The sequence below is a fragment of the Microcystis sp. 0824 genome (assembly GCF_003112475.1).
In the GTDB taxonomy this organism is placed as follows: Bacteria; Cyanobacteriota; Cyanobacteriia; order Cyanobacteriales; family Microcystaceae; genus Microcystis; species Microcystis aeruginosa_C.
Genome location: NZ_BDSM01000005.1, coordinates 1 through 20,123 on the forward strand (window position 1 = coordinate 1; position 20,123 = coordinate 20,123).

A 20,123-nucleotide genomic window follows, 5' to 3' on the forward strand; every position below is an offset into this window, starting at 1 on the left:
ATTATAGCAAGCTTTTGACTTCATTCTCTACTTAAAATTGAGACTTTATCAACTAATTAACCTAAAAATACGCATTTTAAATTTGTTCTTTTTTCAAGGTCTAATTGATGATGAGCTTAAGTTGAATCCTAACAACACACTGTCGTTTTTGCTACAAGGCGATCACCCAGTCAAAACCCAGATTTTGTAAGGCTTCGGGGGTTGGTGATCGTACTTTTTGTGAGAAATGCGGGTCCTTGCTCGATCTCTAGATAATTTCATCGATCTACAATCTAGCTAAACTAGCCACTACTAAGCATTTGGAGCTATAATGTTAATTGTTTTTTTAGCCTTAAGCCGATTTTTATTAAATATTAATTTAACTTATAGTTAAGATAGATGTCGATGAATTGTCTTTAACCCAGCCAAGAAATTGCTTTTCGGCGCTGCTGGCAACACATCTAAGGAAACTATAAAAAAATATATTGACAATCAAACTGATAAATGATAGGGGGAGATAAATCCCCTGTTGCCAGGGGTAGCATCCGTTATAACGGATGCTACCCCTCCCTGACGACTTTATGGTTTTTGGATTGCCATTTTTCCAGGATATGGTTCACCGATTACCGATCACTACTTAGGGTTGGCTGAATAAAGCTAAAAACCTTGTTGGGTAAGACTTTTAGACCTTTTGTCAATCAAAAAGTACTGGATATGGGAGTGATCGGGGGGAAATTTAAGCACTTTTTCCCTGAACATTAGGTAATTGGCCACCTCAAAACTGGTAAAACCCTACACCCCACACCCCACACCCCACACCCTGCCCCCACGAAAAACTTTTTGCCGCAAACCCTACTTATTAGGTTGGGGAGTCATGCGTAGATAGGGTTTAATTTCTTCAACTCCTTTGGGGAATTTGCTACGAGCTTCTTCAGTGGGAATAGAGGGAACCACCACACAATCGCCGCCGTCGGTCCAGTTGGCGGGGGTAGCCACCTGATAGTTATCGGTGAGCTGCAGGGAGTCGATTACGCGCAGTATCTCGTTAAAATTGCGTCCCGTGCTGGCAGGATAGGTAATAGTTAAACGTAATTTTTTGTTGGGATCGATGATAAACACCGAACGTACCGTCAGATTATTGAGGGAATTGGGGTGAATCATGCCGTAGAGATCGGACACTTTGCGATCGCCATCGGCGATAATCGGATAGTTAACGGTAGTGTTTTGAGTTTCGTTAATGTCATTAATCCAACCCCGATGGGATTCGGCACTATCCACACTCAAAGCGATCACTTTCACATTGCGTCGCTCAAATTCTGACTTAAGACTAGCCACCGTACCTAATTCCGTCGTACAAACGGGGGTATAATCAGCCGGGTGCGAGAACAGCACCACCCAGCTATCTCCTACCCACTGATGAAAAGAAATCGGACCTTCACTAGAATCTTGTGTAAAATCTGGAACGATATCACCCAATTGGAGAGCCATAATTGTGTCTTCCTTATTATATATTTCAAGACAAGCAACAGTTTATGATGCCATAGGAGTGCTGTTCGTCATTGATAATTTTAGGGATTTATAATAATTGCATTAGGGGATAGGGGAATGAGGAAATGGGGGAAGTGGGGAGATAGGGGAATAGGGAAATTCAACTGTAGCAGCAGCCAGATGGCAGCAGGAAAATCCTTGCCAGAAACGGCTTTTAGCGATTTAGATTGTCCTAACCAACTTGTTCTTTGTGATCAAACCCCAAAACCGCAAAACCCTAAAACCCTAAAACCCCATCCCCAACCCTCAAAACCCTTCCCCTAGGGCGGCAAACTAGGTTAAGATCTGGTCTAATGGCATGATATAACTTTTTTAACTAGCTATCAGCGTTCAGCTAATAGCTAGGCTGCGGTGGCAAATCCCAACTACCCACCCTATGCCTAGTCGGAAAGCTGACGGCTTAACTTCTTGTCCTGATCGTTAATTTGCCTTGGTTTTAGGAGACCACAACTGCAATGAAGAATCTTGTTCGTCTGCTGGCGGTAATCGCCTTGATTATCGGGAGTTTTTGGGGCAAAGTTCCCGCTCAAGCTCTCAATCTCACCTCGATCGCCCTTCCTTCTCTTCCTGTGGCGGTCTTAAATGCGGCTGATGCCAAACTAACTACAGAATTCGGGGCGAAAATCGACCTTAATAACAGTGATATTCGCGATTTCCGGGACTTGAGAGGGTTCTATCCCAATTTAGCCGGTAAAATCATCAAAAACGCCCCCTACCAAGAAGTGGAAGATGTCCTCAATATCCCCGGACTCTCGGACACTCAAAAAGAGCGTTTACAGGCCAATCTAGAGAAATTCACCGTTACTGAGCCTTCTAAAGAATTTATCGAGGGTGATGACCGTTTTAACCCCGGAGTTTACTAAATCCAGTTAATTGCGGTTTTAAAAAAAATTCTAGGTGAGCGATCGCTCACCTTTTTCAGTGATTAGCTTCTGAAGGCAAGAGGCAAGAGGCAAAAGAAAGAATCTGGCATACTGCCCCAAGGGAAAGACTGGGGATTTTGGCCAGAGCTATAGAGAAATGAAATGCTAGAATAAATAGAATTTATCAATTAACTCCTACATGGTCGTTTCCTCGCAACTGCCGAGTTATCAAGATGTTTTAGTGGTGGGATCGGGAGCGGCGGGATTGTATGCCGCACTGTGTTTACCCCCTAACTTAAAGGTGGGTTTAATTACCAAAGAAGATTTAAAAACTGGGGCTAGTGATTGGGCGCAGGGAGGAATTGCGGCGGCCACCTCCCCAGCAGATTCCCCCGTTTTCCATTTAGAAGATACCCTGAAAGCGGGAGCGGGCTTATGTGATCGCTATGCCGTGCAGTTTTTAGTCGAGAAAGCCCCCCAAGCGATCGCTGATTTGCTGCGGTTGGGGGTTAGTTTTGATCGCTCTGGAGACGACTTAGCCCGCACTCTTGAGGCGGCCCATTCCCAGGCCAGGGTGCTGCACGCGGCGGATCGCACGGGGAGAGCGATCGTCAGTACCCTGATGGAAAAAGTAGTCGAGCGCCCCAATATTACCATTATTCCCCAAGCGATTGCGCTGAAACTCTGGCTTGACCCGGAAGGGCAACGCTGTCAAGGTATTTGTCTCCTCCATCAAGATCATCTCTGTTGGCTACGAGCGCAAGCAGTCATTCTGGCTACGGGAGGCGGCGGTCAAGTCTATGCCCAAACCACTAATCCCGCCGTTAGCACCGGGGATGGAGTCGCCCTCGCTTGGCGTGCTGGGGCAGTGATTCGCGACCCAGAATTTTTTCAGTTTCACCCCACCGCTTTGACTGTGCCGGGGGCGCCGCGGTTTTTAATTAGTGAAGCGGTGCGCGGCGAAGGAGCGCATTTAATTGATGCTCTGGGGCGGCGTTTTGCCTTCGATTACCATCCGGCTGGAGAATTGGCCCCCCGGGATGTGGTGAGTCGGGCGATTTTTAGCCATTTGCAGAAAACCTCCGACGATCCCGCCCATGCCAAAGTATATCTAGATTTAAGACCGATCGAACCGGAGCGCCTGCGTTATCGTTTCCCCAATATTATCCGCATCTGTCAAAAATGGGGCATTAATGTGTTTGAGGATGTGATTCCCGTTGCCCCCGCCGCTCACTATTGGATGGGAGGAGTGGCCACAGATTTAAACGCCCGCACTTCTCTACCCGGTTTGTATGCGATCGGGGAGTCGGCTAGTACGGGTGTTCACGGGGCTAATCGTTTAGCCAGTAATTCTCTCTTGGAATGTATTGTCTTTGCGGCAAGTTTAGCGGCAATAGGTCTAGAGCCAGAAAACTTTGTGGGGGAAAGACCAGAAAAACCCTTAGAAATCGCAGAAAATTGGCAAGAAGAACAGGAATACTGGCAAAAAGTACGGAGAGAATTACCGATTTTAATGTGGGAAAATGCGGGAATTTGCCGATTTCAAAATGAGTTAGAAACTGCTATCCTACGGGTGCAGCAGTGGAAACAACAGTTACAATCCTTAAAGATGGGCCAATTTCTCCAGAATCTTCTCCCCGACAAAGGACAATTATTTTTGTGTCCCTCGGTGCAGTTAGAAATAAGAATAGCGATCGAGACATTAAATCTTTTAGATATCGCTGACTTAATTCTGGAAAGTGCCTTATTGCGAGCAGAAAGCCGAGGCGGTCACTATCGGGGCGATTATCCAGAAACTGTGGCTAATTGGCAAGTGCACACGACTATTCAAGGTCGAACGTGGCGCAAAACTCCCGTGCAAGCTTAATTAAGCCAGTTTTTCACGGATAATCCCTCAGCGCTAAACAGTGGACTCTATCTCCGATCCCAGTAGCGGCACTATTTGGCCGACGCTGACTGGTGGCTTTTCCCCATCATCGTGGTCTATGACCCATCTCTGGGGTTCAGTGCTTGTCATTTATGGCTTTTAGGCTATCATACTGTTACCTACCCCTAAACAGTTACATAAATTCTATGATCAAACCTAATTTTTTATTGTTGTTAGCTATCGGTGTGAGCAGTTGGGGTCATGATTTTCAGGTTTTATCCAAGGCTAACGCCCAAACTCCACCTAGGTTAGAGCAAACCCAGACTGTCGTCACTTACGATCAGTTGATGAAAGCTGGTTACGAGGCCAAAACCCAAAAGAATTATCAACTCGCCCTGGAAAAATTTCAACAAGCTCTGGCACAACGTCCGAACGATACCTCTGCTCAAAATGCGATCGCTGATACGCAGAAGTATCTAGGTCAAACCGGCACGGTTGCCAACACTGCCGCCAAAAATGAGAATTTGCCAATACCATTAATTGCTGGCTCGGCCTTGTTATCCATCGCTTTATTGGCAGCTTTACTATCGCTTTTCCTTCAATACCGTCCCAAGGGTAAAGCCTCAAAACGCCGCAAAAAGACAACCTACGTCAATCCTAAAAACCCACCCGACAACTTTTTTGAGGGCAATGGCAATTCCTTCGGTGCGGATACCAAAACCAGCAGTGAGATTAATGACAATTGGGAGGATGATTTCGCGTCTTCTTTGCCCGTACAAGCTACCTCCCGCATCCCGAACGCAGACTTAATCCTGAGTTTAATTGAAAGTCTCCGCGATGACGATCCCCGTACCCGTAGAAGGGCGGTTTGGAAACTGGCACAGATGTCCGATTCTAGGGCAATGCAGCCTTTAGTCGATAGCATGGTGGATGGGGATTCCTACGAACGCAGTTTAACCCTAGAAGCTCTCGCTCAAATCTGCACCCGCTCCCTGCGACCGATGAACCAAGCTTTGGCTATCTCTCTCCAGGATAAAAATCCCCAGGTGCGGAAAAATGCTATTCGGGATTTAACCAGACTCTACGATGTTATGTCTCAGATCAGTCAATTAATTTGTCATGCCCTCGATGATTCCGATGAGGAAGTGCAAGAAACCGCACGCTGGGCAATTAGACAGTTAAATCTGCAATTAGCTCCCCGTTTAGATATTGCTCCCCTAGAAACCACCGGTGAACCAGAAAATGATGATATACAGGATACTTCCTTCACCGAAACTACACCGACCTTCACCGAAACCACAGCCACTGAGGTGCAAAATTGAGTCGAAAACTGTTATTTCTCTCCACCCCTGTGGGATTTCTGGGTTCGGGGCCGGCGGTGGCGTAGAATTAACTATACCTTTACGGGTTTTCGGTCACATTTCCGCTCCTCTCTACTGGCAAAATTTACAGGATAGCTATAGTTTCGATTTAGTCGATTATCGCGGGTTTTTGCCGACCGAGAACCTGCAAAAAGAGCTAGGAGACTGTTTCGGCCTCGTGATGACCCCGCGCTGGGTTGAGGCTTTTGGTAACGGGGCTATTGAAGCTTTAACCTGTGGTGTTCCCGTAATTGCCTATCGTCGCGGTGGTCTGGTAGAAATTATTGTAGATGGAAAAACTGGTTTTTTAGTTGAACCCGATAGTATCGAGGGATTGGTTACGGCAATTAAAAATTTAGACCGGATTGATCGAGATTCTTGTCGTGCAGTAGTCGATCAAAAATATTCCCTGGAAGCTTTAGGAAATTGAGCTATTAATTTTACTCGCAGTCAAAAATAAATAGGCTCTCTTGGTTTAGTCTGGTTAAATCTAGCCTAGCATACGGTTTTCTATCGGTTGATCCCAGAAGGGTTCGGGATCAACCACGGAGACACAAAGAACACAAAGTCAAAATATACTCGATATTAATTTTGCTTAGTTACTTAGATAAATTTTTCTGCTAGAGTTGATTTTAAACCCTGTATTATCTATGGCAAGACTGACCCAAGAATTGTTATGTGACGAAGCAGCTGTCTTCTCAGCTTTGGAATCTGAACATCAAGAATCTTCACTCTACGGTGTTACAGATGGTAAAGCGATCGGAACTTACTTAGAACAAAAGTTTAAACTATATCTAAAGGAAAAATATAATTTTCTTGACGGTAATTCAGCTAGTGGGATTGATTTTCCCGATTTGTTAGTAGATATCAAAGTAACAAGCATGAAACAACCTCAATCATCTTGTCCTTTTAAATCTGCAAGACAAAAAATTTTTGGACTGGGATATTCCTTAATTATTTTTGTTTATGAAAAGTTAGATGATAGCCTAAATCGTACTGCCAGTTTAAGAATTATCAGGACAATTTTTGTCAGTGCCGAAAGAACAGCCGATTTCCAGATGACTCGTGGTATTCGCAACATCTTAAACAATCAGGGAAACAAAGATGATTTAATTGCTTTTATTTTAGATAAAAACTTACCTGTTGATGAAATGGAAGCAGCCAATATAGCTGATGAAATTCTTGTTCATCCCCCGGGGCAAGGTTTTCTAACTATTTCTAATGCCTTACAATGGAGATTACAATATACTAGGGTAATCGATCTTGCCGGTCAAGAAGAAGGATTAATAGCCATTTATAGAGAGAATTAGTCATGCAAGCTTCTCAGGTTAAAATTGAATATGGAGACTTTCAAACTCCCCCGGAGTTAACCGAAAAGATTTGTCAAAAATTATGGCAAATTCATGTTAACCCCGATGTCATTATTGAGCCAACTTGTGGTATAGGTAACTTTTTAAAAGCAGCAGCACTTACCTTTAAACAAACTGAAAAAATCCTCGGCTTTGAAATTAATCCTAATTATATCACTCAGATTAATCAAGATCCGCAAATATCCCAAGATCAAAGAATACAAGTTGAACAGAATAATTTTTTTGATTGTGACTGGTATTCCCTGACTCAATTATGGTCAGAAAATATTTTATTTTTGGGGAATCTGCCTTGGATAACCAACTCAAAACAAGGACTTATTAACGGAAAAAATTTACCTCAAAAAAGCAACTTTCAAGGCTATCATGGTTTAGATGCCATCACGGGAAAAAGTAATTTTGATATTTCAGAGTGGATGTTAATTAAGCTAATCGAATGTCTCGATCGACGTTCAGCTTATCTGGCAATTATTTGTAAAACAACCGTATCTAGAAAAATTTTAAACTATATCTATACTCACAAAATTAATCTCGTTTACTCGGCAATTTATCCGATCAATACTCAAAAATATTTTCAAGCTAATGTAGATGCTTGTCTTCTGTTTTGTCAATTTGATTCTCATTCAGAAAATTATTTTTGTGATGTTTTCAATAGTTTTGAAGAAGGGGAATTTCAGCGCATTGGTTATCAAAATAATATCCTAGTCAGAGATTTAAATTCTTTTACTAGATTAAAATATTTATATCATCGGCATCCTCAAGAAAAATGGCGTTCAGGAATTAAACATGATTGCTCAAAAGTAATGGAATTACAGTTAGTTAATGGAGTTTTTGTCAATGGTTTAAAGGAAGTCGTTGATATGGAACCCACCTATCTTTATCCTCTCCTTAAAGGTTCAGATGTGGCACAAAATCGCCTAAAGGTTATCAATAAATACATTTTAGTAACTCAGAAGTTTATCGGTGAATCTACAGAAAATATAAGAGATATAGCGCCAAAAACTTGGCAATATTTAGTTAATCATAAAAATTATTTTCTAGACAGAAAGAGCAAAATTTATCAAAATCAGCCAGAATTTTGCATATTTGGCGTGGGTTCTTACAGCTTCTCTCCTTTTAAAATTGCCATTTCTGGACTTTATAAAAAACTGAATTTTAACCTGATATTACCCTATCAAAATCAACCCGTTATTTTCGATGATACTGTTTACTTCCTAAGCTTCGATGATTTAGATACCGCTCAAAAAACTTTACAGCTTCTCAATTCTTCCCTAGGCAGAGAATTTTATTCATCCTTAATATTTTGGGATGAAAAAAGACCGATAAAAACCCGTATTTTAAATAGTTTAAATTTATCAGTTTTAGCCGAGAAGTTGTTATCCTATAAGCTTTAATTTTAGCTGCGTTAATAACCCACCCGACAAGATCGGTGATCTGCTATGCAGTGCCTTCGGTATCGCACTATATCGATTGAGTCTGATTGACGATTCGATCGTAAAATAACAACAGATCAAGAGAGTACAGGTCAAATATGCCGAAATTTGTTATCTGGGGTAGTTATTGTGAAAACGTGCTGGAAAAACGCGCACCCTATCGTCAAGCACATCTAGAGGGATTAAATCAACAGAAAGAACGGGGAATTCTCGTTACTATCGGACCAACGGCAGATTTAAGCCAAGTTTTCGGAATTTATCAGGCAGCCAGCGAGTCAGAAGTGCGAGAATTAATCGAAGCGGATCCCTACTGGCAAAATGGTATCTGGACAGAGTACCAAGTCAAAGAATGGATTCAAGCTATCTAAGGGGACTATCAGCTATATTTTTCTATAAGGGTGTTGTCATAAAATTCTCCAACTACGCAACTAATCAAACTCATCTCCGGTCAAGTCTGAGGATATTGTCAAGGATAAACCGGAGTTATCCCTTATCGATTCAAGCTGACAACTGATAGCTTGCCTACTTTTTGCTTATCGCCATGGTTTACATCAAAAAGGTCGAACTCTCACACTTCAAATCCTTCGGGGGAACGACTCCCATCCCCTTTTTACCGGGGTTTACGGTGGTTTCTGGTCCAAATGGTTCGGGAAAGTCGAATATCCTCGACGCATTGTTATTTTGCTTGGGATTAGCTACTTCCAAGGGAATGCGGGCCGAAAGATTACCGGATTTAGTCAATCACAGCTATAACAGTCAACGTCAGAGCGCTGAAGCGAGTGTTTCGGTGACTTTTGACGTTGCCGATATTCCCGACGCAACCGATAGGGATTGGACGGTTTCCCGACGCTTAAAAGTGGCTAAGGGTGGCAGCTATACTTCTACCTACTATATCAATGGGGAAACCTGTACGGTTAGCGAACTTCACGACCAGTTAAACCGTTTACGCATCTATCCCGAAGGGTACAACGTGGTGTTACAGGGAGACGTAACCCGAATTATCAGCATGAATGCTAAGGAAAGACGGGAAATTATCGACGAATTGGCAGGAGTAGCCGAATTTGACCGCAAAATTGAGAAAACTAAGGAGAATATCGATTCGGTTAAAGAAAGGGAAGAACGCTGCCAAATTATTGCCACAGAATTGCAAAAATCTCTGGAGAAATTAGCACTCGATCGCATTAAAGCCGAAAAATACCAAAAACTCAAGGCCCAAGTCCAAGAAAAACAACAATGGGAAATTGTCCTGCATTGGCAAAATCTCCAGCAGCGCTGCCAGCAAGTAAAAGAACAAATTCAAGCTGGGGAAAGGGAAAAACAGGTTTTAACCGAGACTATCGCCAATTTATCCGAACAAATCGCCCAAAATAGTCAAGAATTAGAGAAACTCAATCAACAGGTCAAAGCTTTCGGGGAAGATGAACACCTGTCCCTGACTTCCCGATTAGCGAGTAAACAGGCCAAACGACAACAACAGCAACAACGACAAAAAGAGTTAGAAAACCTCGAAAAAGAATCTCAGGCACAGAAAACCAGACTTTTTGAGGAAATTAATCGCTATAATCTCGAATTAAACCAGATTACTGCTCAAAAAAGCCGTTTAGAAACTGAGATTTTACCCAATCTCCTACTGATAACCCAAACCGCAAGGGAAACCCTAGAAAACCATCGTCTGCAAGCAAGTAGTCTCGCAGAAGCGTCAGAAGCTTGGGTAAAAGAACAAAGTGACCTTTCCCGCAATATTACCCGTCTTCAGGAACAATTAAACCCCTACCGTAGCCAACGGGCCCAATTGACCGAAAGATGCGATCGATTGCAAACTAATATAGTAGAAGCTGGTCAACGTCTGCAAGAATTAGAGCAATTTATTAGCACAAAAACAGAAGAAAGTCAAGAAATATTACAAAAAATTAATCAATTGGCCCCCGATATCCAAAATTTAGCCCAAAAACTCACCATTGCCGAACAAAATCGCGTTATCAGTCAGGACACCCAAAAACGTCTGCTCAAGGAACAACGGGACAAACAGAGGGAATTAGATAAACTGGAAGCGACCAAGCAAGCACAACAGGAGGCCCAGGGAACCTATGCCACTCAAATATTATTACAGTCAGATTTGCCCGGAATCTGCGGATTAGTGGCACAATTGGGCGAAGTAGAAGAACGTTATCAAATTGCTCTTGAAATCGCCGCCGGAGGTCGTTTAGGTCATGTAGTCGTCCAAGATGATAGCGTTGCGGCCGCCGGAATTGCCTTACTAAAACAGCGTCGCATCGGTAGGGCCACTTTTTTACCCCTGAATAAAATTCGTCCTCCCCGTCCCCAGGATATTTCCTCTGTGCGTCATGCGCGGGGTTATCTGGATTTAGCGGTGAATTTGGTTAAGTTTCAACCCCAGTATCGGGAGGTTTTTAACTATATTTTTGGCAGTACCGTGGTTTTTGAGGATATAGATTCTGCCCGTTATTATATCAATCAATATCGCATCGTTACTTTGGATGGCGAGTTATTAGAGATGACTGGTGCTATGACCGGAGGCAGCCAACCGACGCGATCGGGGCTGCGTTTTGGTAAAATTTCTCCGAAGGAGTCTAGTGAAGCGGAATCTCTACGCGAAAGATTAGCAGAAATCGATCGCATTCTTACCCGCAACGAAGAAAAAATCACCCAAGTTAATAGTCTTATCAGTCAGTTAACCCAACAGTTAACTGAAACCCGTCAAAGTCATCGGGAAAATCAATTATCTCTACAACAATTAAGCAAGGATTTACAACGTTTAACCACAGAAAAAGAGGATTTAAACCGTCAATTATCGAGTCAGCAAGAGGAAATTACTATTTCTCGTCAACGGTTAGAAGTATTAACCAGAGAAATTCCTGATTTAGAGTTATCTTTACAGGAAGAACAGGAGAAATTAACTGCTTTAGAGGCCAATCATACCCATAGCGAATGGCAACAGGTACAGGGAATAATTCGCGCTCAAGAATTAGAGTTAAAAACCCAAGAAAATCACCTCGCTACAGTCCGCGAACAGTTAAAAGACCTACAAAATAAACAGATCAGACTAGAGGAAAAAAGTCAAGAGTCTGGGGATAGAATTATTGAGATTGAGAAAATAATTACCGATGCAGTTAATCAGAGAAATATCGGTAATCTGGAGATAGAAAAACTTGATCAGCATATTTTAGAAATCAATCAAGCTTTACAGCAATTATCCCGACAACTAGGGGAAACCAAGCAAAAAAGAGACCAGTTAGAGACAGTTTTGCGACAACAACAAAACCAGCAACAACAGGCTATCTGGCAATCGGAAAAGTTAGTCAACAATCAAGAGGAAAGACAAGCATTACTAACCACTTTACAGACAGAAATTAGTCAACTAGAAAGCGACTTACCCAATCCCTTGCCAGAAATTCCCGAAAGTGAGCGAGATTTCGAGAAAATTCAAAGCGATATTCGGCAGTTACAAAAGAAATTGGAAGCTTTAGAACCTGTGAATATGTTAGCTTTAGAAGAATACCAAAAAACCAAAGAGAGATTAGATGAACTATCAGAAAAACTGCAAACTCTAGAAGGTGAAAGAACCGAACTACTTTTACGCATAGAAAACTTTACCACCCTCAGATTTAATGCTTTTCAGGAAGCATTTACTGCCGTTAACGAAAACTTTAAGACCATATTTGCCACCCTGTCCGATGGTGATGGTTACTTGCAATTAGAAGACGAAAATGACCCCTTTAATGGTGGCTTAAATCTGGTGGCACATCCCAAAGGAAAACCCGTACAGCGATTAAGTTCCATGTCTGGGGGTGAGAAATCTTTAACCGCTTTAAGCTTTATTTTTTCCCTACAAAGATATCGTCCTTCTCCTTTTTATGCGTTTGATGAAGTGGATATGTTTTTAGATGGGGCCAATGTGGAGAAATTGTCCAAAATGATTCAAAAACAAGCACAACAAGCGCAGTTTATTGTCGTTAGTTTGCGTCGGCCGATGATTGAAGCATCGGAAAGAACCATCGGTGTCACCCAAGCGCGGGGAACCCATACACAAGTACTAGGAATTAAAGTTTAACCTTAGACGCAAGTGGGGTGTAGGGTGTAGGGTGTAGGGTGTGGGGTGTGGGGTGTAGGGTGTGGGGTGTGGGGTGTAGGGTGTGGGGTGTGGGGAAGTGGGAAGCTTTTGAGTAAACAGTAAACAGTAAACAGTGAACTGAAAACTCACATCTGATAACTGATAACTGATAACTGATAACTGCCAGACAAGCCGGACAAAGTTAAGTTATATTAAGATTACTCAGAATGCGTCCTCGTCCCATTCAGAAATCTCATGACTCAACCGCAAGCGCAACGCATCCTCTACGTTAGACTCCCCTGTAACCCCATTTTCCCCATCGGTGTGGTTTATCTTTCCGACCACGTTCATAAACTATTCCCCGACATCGAACAAAGGATTTTTGACCTTGGTACCGTCCCCCCCTTAGACTTTAACCAGGCACTCGATCGCTGTGTTGACGAATTTCGTCCCACCCTGCTAGTATTCTCCTGGCGGGATATTCAAATATATGCTCCCGTCGGTGGTCGCGGTGGTAATCCCCTGCAAAACGCCTTTGAATTTTACTACGCTAAAAACCCCCTAATCAAGCTGCGAGGTGCTTTAGGCGGTTTGAAGGTGACAACCGCCTACTACGGCGAATTATGGCGCAATCAGGGACTAATTCGCCGCGGGTTGCAGCGGGCCAGAAAATACCATCCCGAAGCGCGAGTTATCGTCGGGGGTGGTGCCGTCAGTGTTTTCTACGAACAACTAAAAACCAAACTGCCCATAGGAACAATTGTATCAGTGGGAGAAGGAGAAACCCTACTAGAAAAATTCCTCTCTGGCCGGGACTTTAGCGATGAACGTTGTTATGTCGTCGGAGAAACCACACCCCGGCCGCGTTTAATCCACGAATCCCCCACCCCCTTAGAAAAATCCGCTTGTAACTACGACTATATCGCCAGTATTTGGCCGGAATTTTCCTACTATTTCCAAGAAAACGACTTTTATATCGGGGTACAAACCAAGCGCGGCTGTCCCCATAACTGCTGCTACTGCATCTATACCGTTGTCGAAGGGAAACAAGTACGCATTAATCCCGCCGATGAAGTAGTTAAGGAAATACGCCAATTATACGACCGCGGCATTCGCAATTTCTGGTTTACCGATGCCCAATTTATCCCCGCCAGAAAATTTATCAACGATGTAGAAGAACTATTAGAAAAAATCCTCGCTGCTGGGATGAAAGATATCCATTGGGCTGCCTATATTCGCGCCGATAATCTTACCCCGAAACTGTGCGATTTAATGGTAAAAACTGGTATGAACTACTTTGAAATCGGCATCACCAGTGGTTCTCAGGAATTAGTCCGCAAAATGCGGATGGGCTATAATTTGCGGACAGTTCTGCAAAATTGTCGAGACTTAAAAGCGGCGGGTTTTAATGATCTGGTTTCGGTAAATTATTCTTTTAATGTTATTGATGAAACCCTAGAAACTATTCGTCAAACCATCGCCTATCATCGGGAATTAGAAAATATTTTTGGAGTCGATAAAGTGGAACCAGCCATCTTTTTTATCGGACTACAACCCCACACCCATTTAGAAGAATACGCCTTGAAAAAAGAGATTCTTAAACCCGACTACGATCCCATGAGTTTAATGCCCTGGACAGCTAAAAAACTGCTCTGGAATCCTGAACCTTTGGGGTCATTCTTTGGCGAAGTTTGTCTGCAAGCATGGCGACAAAATCCCGATGATTTTGGACGAGAAGTGCTGAAAATTTTGGAAGCAAGACTAGGGAAGGCCGATTTAGAGTCCGCTTTGACCGCACCGATAGAAACTAAGAAAAAAGTCTTAACTCCTGCTTAAAAATTAATTTTAGTCAATCCGAAGGCGGCAATTAGCGTTACCATGAGTCTGAAATCAGGAGATGATCAAAATCCCTTTACCGGTAACTGCAAAATGACCGACCATCGCCTCCATGGGCTAGAATTAGCGGAATATATCGCCCTAGGATTAACCCTGCTTACCCTTATCGCCATGGGTGCGGGGTTTTTGCCTTTGTTCCTCCTAGTCGTGACTTTCGGGTTAAATATTCTCAATCGTCTCCGAGAGAGAAACAGGCAACGTCAACGCTTAACCGAGATGGCCGGTCATTTACAGGATCAGTGGGAAGAAGAAAAAGAAGCTTTATCGGCACAAATACAGTCCCTGAGTCCCGCGGCAGCCAGCGATAACGCCCGTGCGGTCGCAGAATTAGAGGAGAATATTCTCGCCCTCGAACAGTCCTACAATCAAATTATTCAATATATCAACCGTAACCTTTTCCTGGAACGCATCGAACATCTGGAAAAATCCTACAGTCGCTTAAACAGAGAGATTGTGCCGCTTAACGAAGAATCGGCCGATATTCCCGCCACAAAAGCGGAAAATGAGCCACAAATCACCCTACCTACCCTTAATTTAACTCCCACTTCCCCCCCTGTCCCCCATTGGCACTATTATCGCCGTCTGAGCGCTCATCGGGAAATGATTACAGCGATCGCAATTACCGAAGATCAAAGGTTTTTAATTAGCGTTAGTTGGGATCGTACCCTAAAAATCTGGGATTTTGCGAGAGGAACCCTGATTAATACGGTGGAAGCTCATGATCAGGGCATTTTAGCCCTAGCAGTCACCGGAAACGGCGATTATCATCTAGCGACGGGAGGATTCGATCAAACCGTTAAATTATGGACTTTAGCCAGCGATGCCAGTAATCTGGAATTAAATCAAATTTTCCTCGGTCATCTCGGTTCGATTCACGGCCTAGATTTTGCCACTCGGTGGCATTTTTTGGTTAGTGGTAGTTACGATCAAACCCTAAAACAGTGGAATTTAGAGCAGGAAACCGAAGAATTTAGCTCCTATGACAGTCTGGGGGCAATTTATGCCCTAGCGGTGGCTCCTAATCAAGATTTTATCGCCGCAGCTGGAGGTGATGGCACTGTCTCCCTCTGGCAATTGGGATCGGGAGAAAAAATCGCCGTCCTATCCGGTAACGTTTCTTCGGTGCAGAGTCTGGCGATCGCTGCTGATAGTCAGATTATTGCCGCCGGTTGTGTGGATGGGACGGTGAAAATCTGGCAATACGACCCGGAGAAAAGCGGTCATTTTGCGCCAATTCGGGTGATCAATGCCCATAATGGTCAGGTGACAAGCTTGGTATTCGCAGAGGAGGGTCAATGGTTATTTACCGGGGGAACCGACGGAGAGATTAAAATCTGGTTAGCCAATTCTCAACAGGCGATCGCAACTCTCAGCGCTGCCGATGGGCGATCATCGCCGATCTCCAGTTTAGTTCTCAGCCCCGATTATTGTCACCTAGCAGCGGCCGCGGCCGACGGCAGCATCACCATCTGGGAAAATATCACTTAATGGTCGATCGAACTAGAAAAATTGTATAATGTAATGTCCCGGACTCGGTCGGGCCAGTTTGACCCCAAGAAAAAGTGACTGAGTTAATTGTCGTTTCTGCCTAATAGTTGTCATCGGGGCATCGAGAACGCGAGAGCGATCGCTTATCCCAGAATCATTACCCATAGTAAAAAATTCAGAATGAAGACTCCAACAGATCAAAGATTTGATTACGTCAAAATCGGTTTAGCGTCCCCCGAGAGAATTCGGCAATGGGGAGAAAGAACCCTACCTAACGGTCAACTCGTCGGAGAAGTAACCAAACCAGAAACGATCAACTATCGGACTCTCAAACCGGAAATGGATGGGTTATTCTGCGAGAAAATTTTTGGCCCCTCGAAAGACTGGGAATGTTGGTGTGGTAAATACAAACGCGTCCGTCACCGGGGAATTGTCTGTGAACGTTGCGGGGTGGAAGTCACCGAGTCGCGGGTACGTCGTCATCGCATGGGTTTTATCAAATTAGCCGCCCCCGTCACCCACGTTTGGTATCTCAAAGGTATTCCCAGTTATCTCAGTATCCTGCTCGATATGCCCCTGCGGGACGTGGAGCAGATAGTCTATTTTAATGCCTATGTGGTTCTCGATCCGGGTAACGCAGGCAATCTTAGTTATAAACAACTCCTCAGCGAAGATCAATGGTTAGAGATCGAAGAAGAAATCTACGCGGAGGATTCGGAATTAGTCGGCATTGAAGTGGGTATCGGGGCCGAGGCTATCCAAAGACTCTTACAGGAAATTAACCTGGAAGAAGAAGCGGAAAGACTGCGGACGGAAATTGTCGAAAGTAAAGGGCAAAAACGGGCAAAATTAATTAAACGTCTCCGGGTAATCGATAACTTTATCGCCACGGGTTCTCAGGCAGAATGGATGGTTTTAAGCGTAATTCCCGTGATTCCCCCCGATTTACGCCCGATGGTGCAGTTGGACGGCGGCCGTTTTGCCACCTCTGACCTGAACGATCTCTACCGTCGGGTGATTAACCGCAATAACCGTTTATCCCGTCTGCAAGAAATTCTCGCCCCCGAAATTATCGTCCGCAATGAAAAACGGATGTTACAGGAGGCCGTCGATGCTTTAATTGATAACGGTCGTCGCGGTCGCACGGTGGTGGGGGCCAATAATCGCGCCCTGAAGTCTTTATCGGATATTATCGAGGGTAAACAGGGGCGTTTCCGTCAAAATCTCCTCGGTAAACGGGTTGACTATTCGGGACGTTCGGTTATCGTTGTCGGTCCGAAGTTGAAGATCTATCAATGCGGTTTACCCCGGGAAATGGCGATCGAATTGTTCCAACCCTTCGTTATCCATCGTTTAATTAAATTAGGCATCGTCAATAATATCAAGGCAGCCAAGAAAATGATCCAACGGGGGGATCCTAATGTTTGGCACGTCTTGGATGAGGTGATCACGGGACACCCGGTGATGTTAAACCGCGCTCCTACCCTGCACCGTTTGGGCATTCAAGCGTTTGAACCGATCCTAGTGGAGGGCCGGGCGATTCAGTTACATCCCCTCGTCTGTCCCGCTTTTAACGCTGACTTTGACGGGGACCAAATGGCCGTACATATTCCCCTCTCCCTGGAAGCACAATCGGAAGCGCGCTTGTTGATGTTGGCCTGTCATAATATTCTCTCACCGGCGACCGGTCGCCCGATTGTTGCCCCTTCTCAGGATATGGTTTTGGGTTGTTATTATCTCACGGCCGAAAATCCCAAGGCCCAAAAGGGTGGAGGTCGTTATTTCGCCAGCATGGATGACGCTATTCGCTCTTTCGATCAGGGATTGGTGGATCTGCACGCTTCTGTGTGGTTGCGTTTACCAGTCGGAGAAAAGGTGAAAACCAATAAACCCGATGAGGAAGTCCTGGAAACGGAAACTCTCCCCGATGGCAGCATCTGGAAATATTATCGGGAGCGCAAAACCCGCGAGAAGGATGGTGAGATAATTTCTCAGTATGTGCGTACTACTGTAGGGCGAATTATCTACAATAAGACGATTCTAGAAGCTTTGGTGGTCTAGAGAGAGATTAGGTTAGGGTGGGCATTGCCCACCTTAATTTTTAGGCTAAAGCGGCAATACATTCTATTTCCACTAGCACATCTTTGGGAAGACGGGCCACCTCCACACAGGCCCGGGCCGGGGCAGTTTCCGGGGGGAAATAACGGGCATAAACTTGATTCATCGCCCCGAAATTGGCTAAATCCGAGAGAAAGACGGTAGTTTTCACCACATTTGACCAATTAGCCCCAGCAGCGGTTAAAATGCCCTCTAGATTGGCCATAACTTGTTCGGTTTGGGCGCTAATTTCCCCGGAGACGATTTCACCCGTGACGGGATCTAGGGGAATTTGTCCCGCAACAAAGAGAAAAGGACCAGGAGCGGCGATCGCTTGATTATAGGGACCCACAGGGGCCGGAGCTTTATCAGTACGGATGACCTGATTATTCATGGGCAGGATAGTTAAAAAAGATGACATTGAATCAATTGAATATTTTCCCAGTTTTTCGATCGCTTGTAGTTAATTTTCGCTGGTTAGGGGGTTTAATTTTGACTGATTGTCTTTGTCGAAGGTGCGCTAAAAGCGATTGTACGAGAAATAAGTCAACACTTATGACGCTGCAATTCTGCATCTAACTCTGTTAACAAAGCATATATTCTATCAAAATCATGTTTAGTTTTAGAAGGAGCGTCATAGGTTCTCAAAGTACCTTTAGTATGAGTATGAGCCGCTCGATTGCGACTTTTCTTTAGATTAACAAGATCACCTTTTAAAGCACTAATTTTATCAGTTTTTTCTAACTTTTTTTCAATTTTTTCTAATGTTGCTAAACCAATAACTATCATCAACATTTTTCTAAAAGCTTCATATTGAAAGTTAGAGTTAGGCTTAATAATCTCGTCTTTGATGAATTTTTGGTTAGCTGGGGACTTTAAGCATCGTTTAGCACATCTTAAAACTATATCATCCATAGTTTCCTCGATCCAGCCACATAATTCTATAAGAGCTAGTTTAGAATAAAAAATTTTTTTATCATCAGTTGTAGAGTCATTATAGAGTTTATCAAGCCTGTTTAGCGTCTTGAGTAAATAATCTTTAGTAATCATTACCAGTAGATGAAAAAATTTTGATAGATGTATTAATCCTCTCTAAAGCTTTATCTTTTTGATAAATACCACCAGCTAAATTTTTAGTCAAAAATGGTTCAGATTTTATTAATCTAGAATACTTGTCTTGTAATTCATCATTGGAGAGATTGACTAAAGTATCTAAATTTTTGGCAACTCCTAACAGAATTCCCTCAGCAATAACTTTACTGGTTTTGAGAGGTTCCTCTTTGAAGATTCTATCATAAATTAAGTCAACAGTTTGCTTAAATAATTTATCTTTATCTTGAATGAAATCTGCGTGAGCAAATCTATGTTTATACATATAATCATTTAAAAATCTGGTCAATTTCCCCTTGTAGTTGTGGTATTCATCATAAAAAGCAAAGAAACGAAGCACTAATTCTTCATCTTCAAATCGAGATGCTTTTTGCTGCTTTCGATCCATCAGCAAAAGCCAGTTTTCATATTGAGCGCATTTTTTTAAAAAACTATTAAACTCGCCATTATAGATACAATTTCTGATCTCCTGATTATTGAGTTTTACTCCACCGGTATTTAAGCGATGGAAAATGGTAAAAATATAATTATTATGAGCTTTTTTGCTGGAGTCATAGCGAATCACCGTGATGGGAATAGTCATATTTTCTACGCGTTCATATAATTCTTCATGCTGAGTTTTTATTTCCTCAACTGTTCTTCCAGAAATAGACGAATCTACATCGGGTAATTTTGATAGCTTCCAATCTTCAGTAGTTAAAAATTTGACGATGGTATTAATTCGTTGTAATCCATCGATGATATAGCGTTTATCTGTCTTATAGTCAAGACTAATACACATACTAGGAATCGGTAACTGTTTCATTAAACTATCAATAAAACGAGTTTGTTGTGGATCAGTCCACACCACATCTCTTTGAAAATCTGGATCGATAACCAATTGTTTTTTTTGATACATTCTAACTAGATCAGAGCAGGATCGCTGCTCATTGTAAGCAATAATATCCGCAGGAGGAAAATCCACATCATCTTCTTCCTCTAGATACTTTTCTTCTTCGGCTGCTAGTAATTTCTCTTCTTGAGTGAGATAATTAACCATAAT

General features: G+C 43.2%; 15 protein-coding genes and 1 pseudogene. 12 read left to right on the top strand and 4 right to left on the bottom strand.

Features of this window, described 5'->3' with window-relative positions:
- Positions 1-831: 831 nt before the first annotated feature.
- Entirely contained in the window at positions 832-1,467 is a 636-nt protein-coding gene (locus N0824_RS02160) for a peroxiredoxin (RefSeq protein WP_002761158.1), read from the bottom strand.
- Between the two features lie 180 nt (positions 1,468-1,647).
- Between N0824_RS02160 and N0824_RS20845 the strand changes: the two genes are divergently transcribed.
- The 12 genes and pseudogenes from N0824_RS20845 (at position 1,648) to N0824_RS02215 (ending at position 17,935) form a co-directional block, all read left to right on the top strand.
- Positions 1,648-1,791, top strand: a complete 144-nt coding sequence (locus N0824_RS20845) for a hypothetical protein (RefSeq protein ID WP_199224872.1) — start codon at positions 1,648-1,650, stop codon at positions 1,789-1,791.
- Positions 1,792-1,982: 191 nt separating this feature from the next.
- Positions 1,983-2,390: a photosystem II complex extrinsic protein PsbU gene (gene psbU, locus N0824_RS02165; protein ID WP_108935529.1), complete on the top strand. Its 408-nt coding sequence runs from the start codon at positions 1,983-1,985 to the stop codon at positions 2,388-2,390.
- Positions 2,391-2,589: 199 nt separating this feature from the next.
- A complete protein-coding gene (nadB, locus tag N0824_RS02170; RefSeq protein WP_108935530.1) occupies positions 2,590-4,257 on the top strand; it encodes an L-aspartate oxidase in 1,668 nt (555 codons plus the stop codon).
- Between the two features lie 206 nt (positions 4,258-4,463).
- A complete protein-coding gene (locus tag N0824_RS02175) occupies positions 4,464-5,579 on the top strand; it encodes a HEAT repeat domain-containing protein (protein WP_108935531.1) in 1,116 nt (371 codons plus the stop codon).
- A 64-nt stretch (positions 5,580-5,643) separates the two neighbouring features.
- Positions 5,644-6,048, top strand: a pseudogene (locus N0824_RS02180) (glycosyltransferase); the annotation flags it as partial.
- A gap of 220 nt (positions 6,049-6,268) precedes the next feature.
- A complete protein-coding gene (locus tag N0824_RS02185) occupies positions 6,269-6,928 on the top strand; it encodes a restriction endonuclease (RefSeq protein WP_108935532.1) in 660 nt (219 codons plus the stop codon).
- 2 nt (positions 6,929-6,930) lie between these two features.
- On the top strand, positions 6,931-8,379 hold the full coding sequence (locus tag N0824_RS02190; RefSeq protein WP_108935533.1) for an SAM-dependent methyltransferase: 1,449 nt from the start codon (positions 6,931-6,933) through the stop codon (positions 8,377-8,379).
- Positions 8,380-8,516: 137 nt separating this feature from the next.
- Positions 8,517-8,786 carry a YciI family protein gene (locus N0824_RS02195; protein WP_108935534.1) on the top strand — a complete coding sequence of 90 codons (270 nt, stop codon included), beginning with the start codon at positions 8,517-8,519 and terminating at the stop codon, positions 8,784-8,786.
- Between the two features lie 173 nt (positions 8,787-8,959).
- Complete coding sequence (smc, locus tag N0824_RS02200) at positions 8,960-12,490, top strand: chromosome segregation protein SMC (protein WP_108935535.1); 3,531 nt, start codon at positions 8,960-8,962, stop codon at positions 12,488-12,490.
- A 255-nt stretch (positions 12,491-12,745) separates the two neighbouring features.
- On the top strand, positions 12,746-14,326 hold the full coding sequence (locus tag N0824_RS02205) for a photosystem II high light acclimation radical SAM protein (protein WP_046663384.1): 1,581 nt from the start codon (positions 12,746-12,748) through the stop codon (positions 14,324-14,326).
- A 42-nt stretch (positions 14,327-14,368) separates the two neighbouring features.
- A complete protein-coding gene (locus N0824_RS02210; RefSeq protein ID WP_108935536.1) occupies positions 14,369-15,874 on the top strand; it encodes a hypothetical protein in 1,506 nt (501 codons plus the stop codon).
- Between the two features lie 180 nt (positions 15,875-16,054).
- A complete protein-coding gene (locus N0824_RS02215; protein WP_108935537.1) occupies positions 16,055-17,935 on the top strand; it encodes a DNA-directed RNA polymerase subunit gamma in 1,881 nt (626 codons plus the stop codon).
- Positions 17,936-17,975: 40 nt separating this feature from the next.
- Here N0824_RS02215 and N0824_RS02220 read toward each other — a convergent pair whose 3' ends face one another.
- The 3 genes from N0824_RS02220 to N0824_RS02230 form a co-directional block, all read right to left on the bottom strand.
- The gene (locus tag N0824_RS02220) at positions 17,976-18,392 is read right to left on the bottom strand and encodes a RidA family protein (RefSeq protein WP_002762767.1); all 417 of its coding nucleotides are present in this window, start codon (positions 18,390-18,392) and stop codon (positions 17,976-17,978) included.
- Between the two features lie 125 nt (positions 18,393-18,517).
- On the bottom strand, positions 18,518-19,021 hold the full coding sequence (locus N0824_RS02225) for a HEPN domain-containing protein (protein WP_108935538.1): 504 nt from the start codon (positions 19,019-19,021) through the stop codon (positions 18,518-18,520).
- Positions 19,011-20,120, bottom strand: a complete 1,110-nt coding sequence (locus N0824_RS02230) for a DUF262 domain-containing protein (RefSeq protein WP_108935539.1) — start codon at positions 20,118-20,120, stop codon at positions 19,011-19,013. Before N0824_RS02230 ends, N0824_RS02225 begins: the two co-directional genes overlap by 11 nt.
- Positions 20,121-20,123: the final 3 nt, after the last annotated feature.

Bases quoted from the DNA above. Each gene is read 5' to 3' on its own strand.
- smc (WP_108935535.1), top strand. From the start codon at position 8,960: ATGGTTTACATCAAAAAGGTCGAACTCTCACACTTCAAATCCTTCGGG.
- N0824_RS02225 (WP_108935538.1), bottom strand. From the start codon at position 19,021: ATGATTACTAAAGATTATTTACTCAAGACGCTAAACAGGCTTGATAAA.
- N0824_RS02220 (WP_002762767.1), bottom strand. From the start codon at position 18,392: ATGTCATCTTTTTTAACTATCCTGCCCATGAATAATCAGGTCATCCGT.
- N0824_RS02215 (WP_108935537.1), top strand. From the start codon at position 16,055: ATGAAGACTCCAACAGATCAAAGATTTGATTACGTCAAAATCGGTTTA.
- N0824_RS02195 (WP_108935534.1), top strand. From the start codon at position 8,517: ATGCCGAAATTTGTTATCTGGGGTAGTTATTGTGAAAACGTGCTGGAA.
- nadB (WP_108935530.1), top strand. From the start codon at position 2,590: ATGGTCGTTTCCTCGCAACTGCCGAGTTATCAAGATGTTTTAGTGGTG.
- N0824_RS02230 (WP_108935539.1), bottom strand. From the start codon at position 20,120: ATGGTTAATTATCTCACTCAAGAAGAGAAATTACTAGCAGCCGAAGAA.
- N0824_RS02185 (WP_108935532.1), top strand. From the start codon at position 6,269: ATGGCAAGACTGACCCAAGAATTGTTATGTGACGAAGCAGCTGTCTTC.
- N0824_RS02205 (WP_046663384.1), top strand. From the start codon at position 12,746: ATGACTCAACCGCAAGCGCAACGCATCCTCTACGTTAGACTCCCCTGT.
- N0824_RS02160 (WP_002761158.1), bottom strand. From the start codon at position 1,467: ATGGCTCTCCAATTGGGTGATATCGTTCCAGATTTTACACAAGATTCT.
- N0824_RS02175 (WP_108935531.1), top strand. From the start codon at position 4,464: ATGATCAAACCTAATTTTTTATTGTTGTTAGCTATCGGTGTGAGCAGT.
- N0824_RS02210 (WP_108935536.1), top strand. From the start codon at position 14,369: ATGAGTCTGAAATCAGGAGATGATCAAAATCCCTTTACCGGTAACTGC.
- psbU (WP_108935529.1), top strand. From the start codon at position 1,983: ATGAAGAATCTTGTTCGTCTGCTGGCGGTAATCGCCTTGATTATCGGG.
- N0824_RS02190 (WP_108935533.1), top strand. From the start codon at position 6,931: ATGCAAGCTTCTCAGGTTAAAATTGAATATGGAGACTTTCAAACTCCC.
- N0824_RS20845 (WP_199224872.1), top strand. From the start codon at position 1,648: ATGGCAGCAGGAAAATCCTTGCCAGAAACGGCTTTTAGCGATTTAGAT.